General features: G+C 75.2%; 5 protein-coding genes. 2 read left to right on the top strand and 3 right to left on the bottom strand.

Annotated elements, in window-relative coordinates:
* Positions 1–953: peroxidase family protein (locus ACFXGA_RS11450; protein WP_378086716.1), on the top strand; the 953-nt coding region annotated here is incomplete at its 5' end.
* 249 nt (positions 954–1,202) lie between these two features.
* Positions 1,203–6,671 carry a carboxyl transferase domain-containing protein gene (locus ACFXGA_RS11445; RefSeq protein WP_378086714.1) on the top strand — a complete coding sequence of 1,823 codons (5,469 nt, stop codon included), beginning with the start codon at positions 1,203–1,205 and terminating at the stop codon, positions 6,669–6,671.
* Between the two features lie 234 nt (positions 6,672–6,905).
* Here the strand turns inward: ACFXGA_RS11445 and ACFXGA_RS11440 are convergent, their stop codons facing one another.
* The 3 genes from ACFXGA_RS11440 to ACFXGA_RS11430 form a co-directional block, all read right to left on the bottom strand.
* Entirely contained in the window at positions 6,906–8,429 is a 1,524-nt protein-coding gene (locus ACFXGA_RS11440) for an MFS transporter (RefSeq protein ID WP_378086712.1), read from the bottom strand.
* Positions 8,426–8,650 carry an MbtH family protein gene (locus ACFXGA_RS11435; protein WP_378086710.1) on the bottom strand — a complete coding sequence of 75 codons (225 nt, stop codon included), beginning with the start codon at positions 8,648–8,650 and terminating at the stop codon, positions 8,426–8,428. Before ACFXGA_RS11435 ends, ACFXGA_RS11440 begins: the two co-directional genes overlap by 4 nt.
* Positions 8,647–15,228: amino acid adenylation domain-containing protein (locus ACFXGA_RS11430; protein WP_378086708.1), on the bottom strand; the 6,582-nt coding region annotated here is incomplete at its 5' end. The genes ACFXGA_RS11435 and ACFXGA_RS11430, both read right to left, overlap by 4 nt.

Genomic DNA, 15,228 nt, shown 5'->3' with positions numbered 1-15,228 from the left:
GGCGGGACCGCCGATACGTGGGGCGGTGGGTCCCCGCGGCGCAGCTGGGGCCGGACCGGGGGCCGGCCGTCGCCCACTCGCTGGGGGGCGACGCGGACATCGCGGCGCTCAAGGCCAAGGTGCTCGACTGCGGCCTCACCACCGCCGAGCTGGTCACCACCGCCTGGGCCTCCGCCGCGACCTTCCGCACCACGGACAAGCGCGGCGGCGCGAACGGCGCCCGCATCCGCCTCGAGCCGCAGCGCAACTGGGAGGTCAACCAGCCCGGGCAGCTCGAGAAGGTGCTGGAGGTCCTGGAGGGCGTCCAGCGGGAGTTCAACGAGGCGGGCGGCGCGAAGATCTCCCTCGCCGACCTGATCGTGCTCGCCGGCTCGGCCGCGGTCGAGAGGGCGGCGCGCGACGCCGGCTTCGACGTGACCGTGCCGTTCCGCCCGGGTCGCACCGACGCCGCCCAGGAGCAGACCGATGTCGAGTCGTTCCAGTTCCTGGAGCCGCGCGCCGACGGGTTCCGCAACTACGTGCGGTCCGGTGAGAAGCTCCAGCCCGAGGTGCTGCTGGTCGACCGCGCCTACATGCTCGGCCTGTCGGCGCCGGAGATGACCGTCCTCATCGGCGGCCTGCGTTCCCTCGGGACGAACTTCAACGGCACCCGGCACGGCGTCTTCACCGACCGGCCGGGCGTGCTCACCAACGACTTCTTCACCAACCTGCTGTCGCCGGGCACCCGGTGGAAGGCGTCGGAGTCCGAGGAGCACGTGTACGAGATCCGGGACGCGGCCACCGACGAGCTGAAGTGGACGGCCACGTCGGTCGACCTCGTCTTCGGCTCCAACTCCCAGCTGCGGGCCCTCTCGGAGGTCTACGCCAGCGAGGACGCCCGCGAGAAGTTCGTCACGGACTTCGTCGCGGCCTGGACCAAGGTCATGGAACTCGACCGGTTCGACCTCGCCTGATCCGGCTCCCCGACGAGCCCGGCCGATCACCCCGGTGACCGGCCGGGCTCGTCCCGTGCGGAAGGACCGGTGGCGCCCGCGCGGTGCGGCGCCGCGCACGTCACGGCCACCCGATGCCACGCTTTTGTAGGGTTCCCACAACACTGGCGCTGCGACACGCCTAGCGCCCACCGTTGGCAATGCGGGGCCGCACAGAAAAGCTTGTCCTCGACGGTCACCCCAGACCGCAAGCCCACGAGGAGCTCGTTCTTGTTCTCCCGAATCGCCATCGTCAACCGGGGCGAAGCCGCCATGCGGCTCATCCACGCCGTTCGCGACCTCGCCGCCGAGACCGGGTCTCCCATCGAGACCGTGGCCCTGCACACCGACGTCGACAGCACAGCCACCTTCGTGCGGGAAGCCGACGTGGCGCAACCCCTCGGCCGGGCGGCCGACCGGCCGTACCTGGACCTGGCGGTCCTGGAGAAGGCGCTGGTGGAGTCCGGCGCGGACGCGGCCTGGGTCGGGTGGGGCTTCGTGGCCGAGGACCCGGCGTTCGCCGAGCTGTGCGAGCGCATCGGCGTGACCTTCATCGGACCGAGCCCGGAGGCCATGCGCAAGCTCGGCGACAAGATCGGCGCCAAGCTGATCGCCGAGGAGGTCGGGGTCCCGGTCGCGCCGTGGAGCCGGGGCGAGGTCGAGGACCTCGACGCGGCCCTGCGCGCCGCCCGCGAGGTCGGTTACCCGCTGATGCTCAAGGCCACCGCGGGTGGCGGCGGCCGGGGCATCCGCATGATCACCTCCGAGCAGGAGCTGGTCGAGGCGTTCGACCGCACCAGCCAGGAGGCCGAGCGCGCCTTCGGCAGCGGCGTGATGTTCCTGGAGCGCCTGGTCACCGGCGCCCGTCACGTCGAGGTGCAGGTCATCGCCGACGGCCAGGGCACGGCGTGGGCGCTGGGCGTGCGGGACTGCTCGGTGCAGCGGCGCAACCAGAAGATCATCGAGGAGTCGGCGTCGCCGGTGCTGCGGCCCGGTCAGGTCGCCGACCTGAAGGCGTCGGCCGAGCGGCTGGCGCTGGCGGTGGGCTACCGGGGCGCGTGCACCGTCGAGTTCCTGTACCACCCGGGCGAGGAGCAGTTCGCGTTCCTGGAGGTCAACACCCGCCTGCAGGTCGAGCACCCGATCACCGAGATCACCACCGGGTTCGACCTGGTGCGCGCCCAGCTGCACGTGGCCTCGGGCGGGCGGCTGGAGGGCGTCAAGCCCGTCGAGACCGGTCACGCCATCGAGGCCCGGCTGAACGCCGAGGACCCCGACCGCGACTTCGCGCCGTGCCCCGGCCGCATCGAGCGGCTGGAGCTGCCCTCCGGTCCGGGCATCCGGGTCGACACCGGCGTCAGCGAGGGCGACGGCATCCCGCCGGACTTCGACTCGATGATCGCCAAGATCATCGCCCACGGCCGCGACCGCGCCGAGGCGCTGGCCCGGCTGCGCCGCGCGCTGGCCGAGACCACCGTGATCATCGAGGGCGGCGCGACCAACAAGAGCTTCGTGCTCGAACTGCTCGACGAGCCCGCCGTCGTGGACGCGACGGCCGACACCGGCTGGATCGACCGGGTCCGCGCCGAGGGCGGCCTGGTCGTGCACCGGCACTCCGCGATCGCCCTGGCCTCCGCCGCGATCGAGGTCTACCAGGACGAGGAGCGCCTGGCCCACCAGCAGCTGTTCACCTCCGCGCGCGGAGGCCGCCCGCACACCCGCCACGAAGCCGGCCGCACGCTGGAGTTCACCCTGCGCGGCCAGGGTTACCGCGTGCACGTCGCGCGGACCGGCGGCCGGCGCTTCCGGGTCGGCGTCTCGGCCGCGTCGGGGCCGGTGCGCGAGGCGGAGGTCGAGGTCCACCGGTTCGACGCGCACACCGGCCAGCTCACCGTCAACGGCGTGCGCTTCCGCGTCGTGACCGGCGTGCACGGCCCGGTGCACCACGTCGAGGTCGACGGCGTGAGCCACCGGGTGAGCCGTGACGAGGGCGGCGTGCTGCGCTCCCCCATGCCCGCGCTCGTGGTGGCCACGCCGCTGGAGGTGGGCGACGAGGTGGAGGCCGGCGCACCGGTCCTCGTGCTCGAGGCGATGAAGATGGAGACGGTGCTGCGCGCGCCGTTCCGGGCACGCCTGCGCGAGTCGGCGGTGTCGGTGGGCAGCCAGGTGCCCGCGGGCGCCCCGCTGCTGCGGCTGGAGCCCGTGGGTGACGCCGAGGGGGCCGCCGCGCCGGTCGGGCAGGGTCCGGCCGTCGAGCTGGACCTGCCGGCCGGGGGCGAGGGCGAGCCGCCGGCGCAGGCGGTCGAGCGCCACCTGCGCGACCTGCGCGAACTGCTGCTCGGCTTCGACACCGACCCGGCGCGCACCGACCGCCTCCAGGCCGACTACCTGGCCGCCCGCGCCGGGCTGCCCGAGCGCCCGCTGACGGCGGAGGCCGGGTTGCTGCGGGTGTTCGCGGACCTGTCCGAGCTGAGCCGCAACCGGCCCGTCGGCGAGGAGCAGCCCGACAGCCGCGTGCTGAGCCCGCGCGAGTACTTCCACACCTACCTGCGCAGCCTCGAACCGGACCGGGCCGGCGTGTCCGACACGTTCCGGCAGCGGCTGACGACGGCCCTGGCCAACTACGGCGTCACCGACCTGGAGCGCACGCCCGCGCTGGAGGAGGCGGTCTTCCGCATCTTCCTCGCCCAGCAGCGCGCCGCGTCGGACTCCGCCGTGGTCGCCGCGCTGCTGAGGCAGTGGCTGACCGAGGGGCCGCCCGCCGAGGCCGACCGCGTCACCGTGGGCCTGGCGCTGGAGCACCTCGTCGCCGCGACCCAGGTCCGGTTCCCGGCGGTGTCGGACCTCGCACGCGGCGTGGTGTTCCGCTGGTTCGCCCAGCCGCTGCTGCGGCGCTCCCGCGCCCGCGTGCACACCGAGGTGCGCAAGCACCTGATCCACCTCGACCGCCACCCCGACGCGCCGGACCGCGCCGAGCGGATCGCCGCCATGGTGGCGAGCCCCGAGCCGCTGGTGCGGCTGCTCGGCCAGCGCATCGGCCGTCCGGGCGCCGACCCCGTGCCGCTGCTCGAAGTGCTGGCCCGCCGCTACTACGGCAACGACGCGCTCACCGGCATCCGGTCGGCCGACGCGGCCGGGTGCGTGTTCGTGCTGGCCGAGAACCGGGCGGCGAACACCCGCGTGGTGAGCACCGCGGTGGACTTCCCCGCGCTGGCCGACGCGGTGCGCGGGCTCGGCGAGGTGGCCGGTGACGCGCCGCTGGTCGCCGACGTCTACGTGACGTGGACCGACGGGCCGGCCGAGCACGAGCAGATGGCCGCGAAGCTGAGCGACCTGCTGGCCGCGCAGCCGCTGCCGGCGGGCCTGGACCGCATCACGACCACCGTGGCGGGCCGCCGGGACGAGGCGATGCACCACCACTTCACGTTCCGCAGGTCGCCGGCGGGCGTGGTGGAGGAACGCCTGGTGCGGGGCCTGCACCCGCGCATCGCGGAGCGCATGCAGCTCGACCGGCTGCGCGACTTCGACCTGACCCGCCTGCCGTCGCTGGACGAGGAGGTCTACCTCTACCGCTGCGTGGCCAAGGAGAACCCGTCCGACGAGCGCCTGGTCGCGCTGGCCCAGGTGCGCGACCTGACGCCGTTGCGCGACGACGACGGCCGGATCGTGGCGCTGCCCGCCGCGGAGGACGTCCTGGCGGCCTGCCTGGACGCCATCCGCCGGGCGCGCAGCCGGCACGGTGGCGGTCACCGGCCCGCGACCAACCGCATCGTGCTCTACGCGTGGCCGCCGACCGACCTCGGCGTGGAGAACCTGGACGCGGTGGCGCAGCGCGTGCTGCCCACCACGACCGGTCTCGACCTGGAGGAGGTGCTGTTCCTGGCCCGCCGCCGCGACGCGGCCACCGGGTCGCTGGTCGACATCGCCGTGCGCATCGGCGACGACGCGGCCGGTGGCCTGCGGGTGTCGGCCGGGAAGCCGCCGACCGCCCCGGTCCGACCGCTGGACGACTACCGCCAGAACGTGCTGCGGGCCCGCAGCCGCGGCACCGTCTACCCGTACGAGCTGATCGACGTGCTCACCGGCCCCGACGGGTCGTTCGTCGAGCACGACCTGGTCGACGGCGGGCTGGTGGCCGTGGACCGGCCGCGCGGGCGCAACACAGCGGCGATCGTCGTCGGCACGGTCAGCACGCCCACCGCGAAGCACCCCGAGGGCATGACGCGGGTGGCGCTGCTGGGCGACCCGACCAAGGCGCTGGGCGCGCTGTCCGAGCCCGAGTGCGCGCGGGTCATCGCGGCGCTGGACCTCGCCCAGCGGATGCGCGTGCCGGTCGAGTGGTTCGCGTTGTCCGCGGGCGCGCGGATCTCGATGTCGTCCGGCACGGAGAACATGGACTGGGTGGCGGCGGCGCTGAAGCGCATCGTGGAGTTCACCCAGGCGGGCGGCGAGATCAACGTCGTGGTGGCGGGCATCAACGTCGGCGCCCAGCCGTACTGGAACGCCGAGGCCACGATGCTCATGCACACCAAGGGCATCCTGGTGATGACGCCGGACTCGGCGATGGTGCTGACGGGCAAGCAGTCGCTGGACTTCTCCGGCGGCGTGTCGGCGGAGGACAACTTCGGCATCGGCGGCTACGACCGCGTGATGGGCCCGAACGGGCAGGCGCAGTACTGGGCGCCGGACCTGCGCGCGGCCCGCGACGTGCTGATGTCGCACTACGAGCACAGCTTCGTCGCGCCGGGCGAGAGCACGCCGCGCCGGGCGTCCACCTCTGACCCGGCGGACCGCGACGTGTGCGCGTTCCCGCACAGCTCGGCGGACAGCCCGTTCACCACCGTGGGCGAGATCTTCTCGGTCGAGGCCAACCCGGACCGCAAGAAGCCGTTCGACATCCGCACGGTGATGCGGGCGCTGGCCGACCAGGACCACCCGGTGCTGGAGCGGTGGCGCGGCATGGCGGACGCGGACACGGCCGTGGTGCAGGACGTCCACCTCGGCGGCATCCCGGTGTGCCTGCTGGGCATCGAGTCGCGGACCGTGCCGCGGCACGGGTTCCCGCCCACCGACGGCCCGGACTCCTACACGGCGGGCACGCTGTTCCCCAAGTCGTCGAAGAAGGCCGCGCGGGCGATCAACGCGGCCAGCGGCAACCGGCCGCTGGTGGTGCTGGCGAACCTGTCCGGGTTCGACGGCTCGCCGGAGTCGATGCGCGAGCTGCAGCTGGAGTACGGCGCCGAGATCGGCCGCGCGATCGTGAACTTCCGCGGCCCCATCGTGTTCTGCGTGATCTCGCGCTACCACGGCGGCGCGTTCGTGGTGTTCTCCAAGGCGCTGAACCCGAACATGACGGTGCTGGCCGTCGAGGGTTCGTTCGCGTCGGTCATCGGCGGCGCCCCGGCGGCGGCCGTCGTGTTCGCCCGTGACGTCGACGGCCGCACCGCGAACGACCCCCGGGTGCGCAAGCTGGAGGCGGCCGTGGCCGAGTCCAGCGGCGGCGAGCGTGCCGCGCTGACCGCCGAACTGGCGAGCACCCGGACCGCCGTGCGGGCCGAGAAGCTGGCCGAGGTGGCCGCCGAGTTCGACCGGGTGCACAGCATCCGGCGCGCGGTGGAGGTGGGCTCGGTGGACGCGATCATCCCGCCGTCCGGCCTGCGGCCGCGGATCATCGAGGCGATCGAGCGCGGCCTGCGGTAGCACCGCCTCCGACGCGACCGGCGGCTCCCCACGAACGTCGGGGGGCGCCGGTTCCGTTCGAGGGTCCGGTCGGCCGACACCGGTGCCCGTCGAGCGCAGGCGATCGCGGCGGTGTCGGCCGGCACCCGGGTCGGGGCGGGGGCCGGGTGGCGGTCCGACGCGACGCCGGCCTCGGCCCGCCACCCGCTCGACCCGCGTGTTCGACGATCACGCCTCCGCGGCAGCGGCACGCGATCAGCGCACGGCGTCCGGTGCGCGCGCCCGCACCGCCAGCGCCCCCAACGCCCCGGCCACCACTATCGTGACCGGCAACAGGTAGGTCCACCGCACGGCATCCAGCACGGCGTGCTGGAACACCGTGTCCCAGGACGGGCCGCCGAGGTCCCGCACCGCCGCGAGGTCCACGCCCTCGGCGCCCGCGACGGATCGGCGCACCGCCGTGCCCACGTCACCGGGAAGCCCTTCCACTTCGGCGAACGACGCCGCCAACCGACTCTGCAGCACCGCGCCGACCGCCGCCGCACCGAGCAGGCTCCCGCCCAGCCGCGTCATGTTGAACAGGCCCGACGCCGCGCCGGACAGGGCGGGCGGGATCCCACGCATGGCGATCGTGGCCGGCGGGGAGAACACCACCCCCATGCCGACCCCCGCCAGCGCCAGGCCCGGCACCGACGCGGTCCACGCCACGTCGGGCCGGGCGGCCAGCGCCAGCGCGCCGATCCCCCCCGCGAACAGCCCGAACCCGACGATCAGCACGTACTTGCCGCCGAAGCGGTCGGTGAGCCGGCCGCCGAACGGCGACACCAGCACCGACACCAGCGGGGCCACCGCCAGCGCCAGACCGGTGGCCGCGGCGGACAGCCCTCGCCCGAACTGGAGGTTGATGCTGGTCAGCAGCAGCATCGCGCCCAGGCCGGAGGGCAGTGCGGCGACCACCAACGACATGACGGTGAACTCGCGGTCGCGCAGCACGGCGAACGGCACGAGCGGGTCGCGGTCCTGCCGGCTCCGCTCCACGAGGAAGAACACCACCAGCAGCACCAGGCCCGCCACCACCAGCGCCGGCGCCGTGACGGGGCCCCACAGCCGGCCCCAGGAGTGGCGCGCCCCTTCGAGCAGGGCGTAGACCAGCGCGGCGAGGGCGGCCATGAGCACCACCGTGCCGCGCACGTCCAGCCGCCGCCTCCCGGCGCCGCGCAGGTCGGGCACGACCACCGCGCTCAGCGCGATCGCCGCCAGGCCGATCGGCAGGTTCACGAAGAACACCCACCGCCACCCCAGCGACGACACGAGCAGCCCTCCCACGGTGGGGCCGATCGCCGCCGCCGCGCTGACGAACGCGCCCCACACGCCCAGCGCCGCGCCGCGCCGTTCCGGCGGGAAGATGTGCGACACGATCGCCAGCGCCTGCGGGGTGAGCACCGCGCCGCCCACGCCCTGGAGCAGCCGGGCGGCGATCAGCTGCACCGGGTCGGCGGCCAGCCCGCACAGCGCGGACGCGGTGATGAACAGGCCGAGTCCCGCCATGAACGCGCGCTTCTGCCCGAACAGGTCGCCCAGCCGACCGCCGGTCACGATCAGCACCGCGTAGGTGAGCACGTACCCGTTGAGCACCCACAGCACCTGGTTCACGGTCGCGCCCGTGCCCTCGACGATCGCGGGGATGGCCACGTTCACGATCGTGGTGTCCATCAGCGCGACCGACTGCCCGAGGCACAGCACCAGCAGGACGTGCCACGGGTTGCGGGTGCGGGTCATCGCGGCGAGGAGTCCTCGGCCGAGGCTTCCACCAGGCTCCGCGGGCGCATGTCGGTCCAGTGGCGCTCGACGTAGGCCAGGCACGCCTCGCGGGTGTCGGAGTCGTGGGCGACGGTCCACCCGGCGGGGACCTCGGCGAAGTCCGGCCAGAGCGAGTGCTGTCCCTCGTCGTTGACGAGCACGCGGTACGTGGCGTCGGGATCCTCGAACGGGTTGGTCATCGTGCTCCTCCGGTTGGTCGTGCCAGCAGTGCGCCCAGCACGCGGCCGATCTCGGCGGCGGGTCCGGGGGCGAGCAGCCCCCCGTGGGTGGCGTCCACCTCGGTCACCGCGACGGTTCCGGTGACGTGCGGCGCCCACGCCGACGGCGGCGCCACGCCGTCGGCCTTGTCGGCGGTGGCGCGGAACAGCACGAGGTCACCCCGGAACCGGTCGGGGGTGAACGCGGCGGTCAGCTCCAGGTGCGTGGTGAAGGCGTCGACCATGGCGGTCACGACGTGCTCGTCGAGGGCCGCGAGCGGGCTGCCGCGCTCGGCGAGCACGGCGCGGAAGCCGCTGTGGGTGCCGTCGCCCGCGGGCGGGAGGCCCAGGGAGTCCAGGATGGCGTCGAGCACGGTCGCCTCGTCCCACCCGGTCTGCGGTCGCCCGGCCGGCGGGTACGCGTCCAGCAGGGCCAGCAGCGCGACCTCCTCCCCCATCCGCTGGAGACGGGTGGCCAGGGCGTGCGCGACCAGGCCGCCGAACGACCAGCCGAGCAGGTGGTACGGGCCGGCGGGGTGCACGGCGCGGATCTCGGCCAGGTACCGCTCCGCCAGGTCCTCCACCGACGCGACGTCCCCGGCGGGTCCGGTGAACAGCGGTGACTGCAGGGCGTGCACGGGGTGGCGGACGTCGAGGTGGCGCAACAACCCGGAGTAGACCCAGCCGAGGCCGACGGCGGGGTGCACGCAGAACAGCGGCGAGTCGTCGCCCCCCGGTCGCAGCGGCAGCAGCACGTCGAGGTCCGTGCCGGGAGCCGTCCCGGCGAGGCGGGCCAGCGCGGCCGGGGTCGGGGCCTCGAACACGCCCCGGATGCCGACGTCCACGCCCAGCGCGGAGCGGACGCGGTCGACCAGGCGGACGGCGAGCAGCGAGTGCCCGCCCAGCCGGAAGAAGTCGTCGTCCGGTCCCACGGCGGGCACGCCCAGCGTCTCGGCGAACAACCCGGCCAGCACGGCTTCGCGGGGCGAGCGGTGCGACCGGGCCGTGCCCGCCGGGCCGTCGTGCCGGGGCGCGGGCAGGGCCGCCCGGTCCACCTTGCCGTTGCGGGTCAGCGGCACGGCGTCGAGCACGACCAGCGCCGACGGCATCATGTACTCGGGCAGCGCGCCGGTGGCGGCGGCGCGCACCGCGTCGACGTCCACCTCCGACGCGGCCGTGCCGACGGCCGGGACGAGGTAGCCGACCAGTCGGCGGTCGCCCGGCACGTCCTCGCGCACCACCACCACGGCGCGCTCCACGTGGGGGTGCGCCGTCAGCACGACCTCCACCTCGCCCGGTTCGATCCGGTGGCCGCGCAGCTTCACCTGGTCGTCCACCCGGCCCAGGAAGACCAACTCGCCGTCCGCGCGCCGGCGGACCACGTCGCCGGTGCGGTACATCCGGGAGCCGGGCGGTCCGTACGGGTCGGCGACGAACCGCTCGGCCGTCAGCCCGGGGCGGCCCAGGTAGCCGCGGGCGAGCCCGGTGCCGGCGATGTGCAGCTCGCCGGGCACCCCGGTGGGCACCGGCCGCAGGTCGTCGTCGAGCACGTACAGGCGCGCGCCCGCCTGCGCCCGGCCGATGGGCACCGGTCCGGGCGCGACGGGGTCACCGGGCGCGATGCGGTGCTCGGCGCAGTTGACCGTGGCCTCGGTGGGGCCGTAGACGTTGCGCACCGTCGCGCCGGGGTGCCGCTGCCGCCAGGTCCGCAGCGCCTCGCCGGTGAGCGCCTCCCCGCCGAGCAGCAGCTCCTCGGTCGGGGAGAACTCGTCGGGCAGCAGCTCCAGCAGCGGCAGGTGGCTCGGGGTGGCCTTGAGGAACGTGGTGGGGGTGCGCCGCAGCGCCGCCGCGCCCTCCGGGTCGGGGTCGGTCAGCGGCGCGAGCACCACCCGTCCGCCGGTGACCAGCGGGGTGAACAGCGCCGTCACGGTCAGGTCGAACGAGATCGGCGAGTGCACCAGCGCCACCCCGGCCGGACCCCGGTACTCGCGGGAGGTCCAGGCCAGGTAGTCGGCGACCGAGCGGTGCTCCACCACCACCGCCTTGGGCCGGCCGGTCGAGCCGGAGGTGTAGATGAGGTAGGCCGGGTGGGCGGGGAGCACGGGCGCGGTCCGGTCGGCGTCGGTGAGCGGGTGTGCCGGGTGGTCCGCCGCCGCGGCGTCCTGCAGGGTCAGGACCGGCACGTCGGTCGCGGGCAGGGCGGCGCGCGCGGCGGCGTCGGCGAGCAGCAGGACCGGGCGGGCGTCGTCCAGCACGAACGCGACCCGCTCACGCGGGTGGTCCGGTTCGACCGGCAGGTAGGCCGCGCCCGCCTTGAGCACGGCCAGCAGCGCGACCACCGTGTCGGCGGTGCGGCTCGCGACCAGGGCGACCACCCGCTCCGGTCCCGCGCCCCGCGCCACCAGCAGCCGGGCCAGCCGGTTCGCGCGGGCGTCCAGCTCCCGGTAGGTCAGCTCGACGCCGCGTGCCACCACCGCCACCGCGTCCGGGGTGCGGGCCACCTGCTCCTCGACCATCGCGTGCACCGGCCGGGGCGGCACGTCGACCGGCGTCCACCGGCCCGGCTCGGCGCGCTCGGCGGGCAGCAGGAAGTCCAGTTCGGACAGCGGGGTGCCGGGCGCGGTCGCGGCCGCGCGCAGCAGCAGTTCGAGCCGGCGGGCGAAGGCGTCCGCGGTGTCGTCGTCGAACAGGTCCCGGTCGTACTCGACCACGCCGTCCACGCCCGCCGGGCCGTCCGGTCCGGTGCGGGCGGTGAACCGCACGGTCAGGTCGAACCGGGACACCGGCAGCTCCACCGGTTCCGGGGCCACGACGAGTCCGGGGAGGACGGGCAGCGGGTCGTCGTCCTCCTGGAACACCAGCATGGTCTGGAACAAGGGGTTCACCGCGGCCGAACGGGTCGGGTTGAGCAGTTCCACCAGCCGCTCGAACGGCACGTCGGCCCGGGAGTAGGCGGCCAGGTCGGTCCGGCGCGCCCGGTCCAGCACCTCGGCGAAGGTCGGGTCGCCGCCCGTGTCCACGCGCAGCACCAGGGTGTTGACGAAGAAGCCGACCACGTCGTCCAGCACGCTGTCCACGCGCCCGGCGGTCGGCGTGCCGACGGGGATGTCCGGGCCCGCGCCGAGCCGGGTCAGCGCGGCGGCCAGACCCGCGTGCAGCACCATGAACAGGCTCGCCCGCGCGGAGCGGCCCAGCGACAGCAGGTCGCGGTGCAGCTCGGCGTCCAGGCGCAGCGCGGTCCTGCCGCCCCGGTGCGCGGCGCGGGCGGCACGTGGCCGGTCCACGGGCAGCGGCACCGCCTCGGGCAGCCCGTCCAGCGCCGACCTCCAGAACGCGACCTGCGCGGCGACGGCGCTGTCGGGGTCGTCCTCCGTCGCGAGCAGGTCCCGCTGCCACACGGCGAAGTCGGCGTAGCGCACCGGGAGGGGCGCCCAGTCGGGTGCGCGGCCGTCGCGGCGGGCGGCGTAGGCGGCGGACAGGTCGCGGCACAGCGGACCGACCGACCAGCCGTCGGCGGCGATGTGGTGGAACAGCAGGAGCAGCACGTGCCGCTCGTCGTCCACTTCGAACAGCTCGGTCCGCAGCGGCGGCTCGCGCGTCAGGTCGAAGCCGCGCGCCGCGGCGGACGCCAGCAGGCCCGGCAGCTCGTCCTCGGTCACGCGCACGACGGCGGGCGGGTGGAAGGCCCGCGCGGTGTCGAGCACGACCTGGCGCGGCCCGTCGCCGTCGTCGGGGTGGACGGTGCGCAGCGCCTCGTGCCGGTCCACCAGGTCGCCCAGGGCGGCGACGAGCGCGTTCCGGTCGAGCGGGCCGGTCAGGCGCACGGCCAGGGGCAGGTTGTAGACGCCGCCCGCGTGGTCGAGCCGGTTGAGGAACCAGAGCCTGCGTTGGGCGGCCGACAGCGGCACGGCGTCGGGCAGCTCGACCCGCCGCGGCGCGGGCACGGCGGACGTCGTGCCGTCGAGCACGACGGCGAGCTGCGCCACGGTGGGCGCCTCGAACACCGCGCGGATGCCGAGGTCCACGCCGAGCGCGGCGCGCACCCGGCCGACGAGCCGGGTGGCGAGCAGCGAGTGGCCGCCCAGTTCGAAGAAGTCGTCGTCCACCCCGACCGCCGGGAGTCCCAGGACCTCGGCGAAGTGGCCGGCGAGCAGGCGTTCGGCGCGGGTGCGCGGCGGCGCGCCCGCCCCGGCCCGCACCGGGGCGGGTTCGGGCAGCGCGGCCCGGTCCACCTTGCCGTTGGGGGTCAGCGGCAACGCGTCGAGCACGACGAGCGCCGAGGGCACCATGTAGTCCGGCAGCACGGCCCGCACGTCGTCGCGCAACGCGGCGGGGTCGAGCACCGCGCCCGGCTCGGGCACCGCGTAGGCGACCAGCCGCTTGCCGCCGGTGCGTTCCTGGCGCGGCACCACCACGACCTGCGCCACGCCCGGCCGGGCGGCCAGCACGGCCTCGATCTCGCCGGGTTCGATGCGGAAGCCGCGCACCTTCACCTGGTGGTCCACCCGGCCCAGGAAGTCGAGGTTGCCGTCGCGCCGCCACTTCACCAGGTCGCCGGTGCGGTACAGGCGCGCCCCCGGCGGGCCGTACGGGTCGGCCACGAACCGCTCCGCGGTCAGCGCGGGGCGGTGCAGGTAGCCGCGCGCCACGCCGACGCCGCCGATGTACAGCTCCCCCGGCACACCGGGCGGCACCTGCCGCAGGCGGCCGTCGAGCACGCGGGCCACCGAGTTCGCCACCGGCCGGCCGATCGGCGGAGTTCCGGGACCGGACAGCGGCTCGCTCATGGTGGCCACGACGGTGGTCTCGGTCGGGCCGTACGCCTGCATCATCAACCGGTCCGGGGACCAGGCCGCGACCAGCTCGGCCGACAGCGGCTCGCCGCCGACGAACAGACCCCGCAGCGCGGGCAGCGGCGGCGGGCCGGGCACCGAGCCGAGCATCGAGGCGACCAGGTTGATGTGGGTCACGCGTTCGTCCGCCAGGAACCGGCCGAGTTCCTCACCGGCGGCCACGAATCCCGGTGGCGGCAGCACGAGCGTCGCCCCGCTGGTCAGCGCCACCGTGATGTCGGACATGGCGACGTCGAACCCGATGGACACCAGCAGCGTGAAGCGGCTGCCGGGTCCCATCCCCACGGGGTCGATGTGCGCGTGCGCCACGTTGCCGATCCCGCGGTGCGTCACGGCCACGCCCTTCGGCCGCCCCGTGGAACCGGAGGTGTAGATGACGTAGGCGACGCTGTCGACGGTCAGCGGGCCGAGCCGGTCCTCCGGCGTGACCGGCGCGTCGCGGCCCTCGGCGGCGGGGCCGTCCACATCCAGCACGGGCACGCCGAGGTCCGGGGGCGGCGCGGTCGACAGGGTCAGCGCCAGCACCGGGCGGGCGTCGTCCACGAGACCGCGCACCCGCTCCACGGGGTAGCCCAGGTCGAGCGGCAGCACGGCGGCGCCGGCCTTCATCGTGGCGAGCCACGCCACGACCAGGTCCACCGACCGGGGCATGGCCAGGGCGACGATGTCCTCCGGGCCCACGCCCCGGGCGATCAACGCGTGGGCGAGCCGGTCGGTGCGCCGGTCCAGCTCGGCGTAGGTGGCACTCGCGCCGGCGCACTCGACGGCGGTCGCCTCCGGGGTCGCGGCGGCCTGGGCGGCGAACAGCTCGGGGACCGGGCGGAGGTGGGTGGGGTCCGTCCTGCCCATCCAGTCGGCGGCCACACCGCGCGCCTCGGCGGCGGACAGCACGGGCAGGTCGCCGACCGGGGTGTCGGGGTCGGCGACCGCGCCCCGCAGCAACAGCACCAGCCGCTCGACCAGCTCCTCGACCGTGCGCCGGTCGTACAGGTCGGTGCTGTACTCGACCATGCCCCGGATGCCGAGGCGCGCGCCGTCGGGGCCGCGGCGCTCGTGCACCTCGACGGTGAGGTCGCACTGGGCGACGCCGGCGTTCACCACCTCGACGCCCGCCTCGACCCCGCCCAGGTCCACCGTCGCGGGCAGTTCCCGCTGGAAGACCAGCATGACCTGGAACAGCGGGTGCCTGGCCAGCGAGCGGGCCGGCCGCAGCTCCTCCACCAGGCGCTCGAACGGCACGTCGGGGTTGGCGAACGCGGCCGTGGCGCTCTCCCGCGCCCGTTCCAGCAGGGTGCGGAACGAGGGGTTGCCACCGGTGCTCACGCGGAGCACCAGGGTGTTGATGAACACGCCGACCAGGTCGTCCAGCGCCGGGTCGTCACGGCCCGCGACCGGTGTGCCCAGGGGGATGTCCGTGCCCGCGCCGAGCCGGGTGAGCATGGCGGCCAGGGCGGCTTGGACGACCATGAAGACGGTGGCGCCGTTGCGGGAGGCGAGGTCGGCGATGGCGGTGTGCAGCCCGGCGTCCAGGTCGAGTTCGACGTTGCCGCCCGCGCGGGACTGCTCGGCGGGGCGCGGCCGGTCGGCGGGCAGTTCCAGGCGGTCGGGCAGGTCGGCGAGCGTCTTGCGCCAGAAGTCGAGCTGGTCGGCGGGGGCCCCCGCGGGGGGCCGGGGGGGGGGCGAGCGCCCCCCCCCCCCCCAGTGGGG

The organism is Actinosynnema sp. NPDC059335 (genome assembly GCF_042752395.1).
Classification (GTDB): Bacteria; Actinomycetota; Actinomycetes; order Mycobacteriales; family Pseudonocardiaceae; genus Actinosynnema.
Note: the sequence above shows the minus strand (reverse complement) of the source record. Positions and strands in the feature narration are given on the sequence as shown.

Excerpts from the sequence above, each read along its gene's own strand:
- ACFXGA_RS11440 (WP_378086712.1), bottom strand. The coding sequence starts at position 8,429 with ATGACCCGCACCCGCAACCCGTGGCACGTCCTGCTGGTGCTGTGCCTC.
- ACFXGA_RS11435 (WP_378086710.1), bottom strand. The coding sequence starts at position 8,650 with ATGACCAACCCGTTCGAGGATCCCGACGCCACGTACCGCGTGCTCGTC.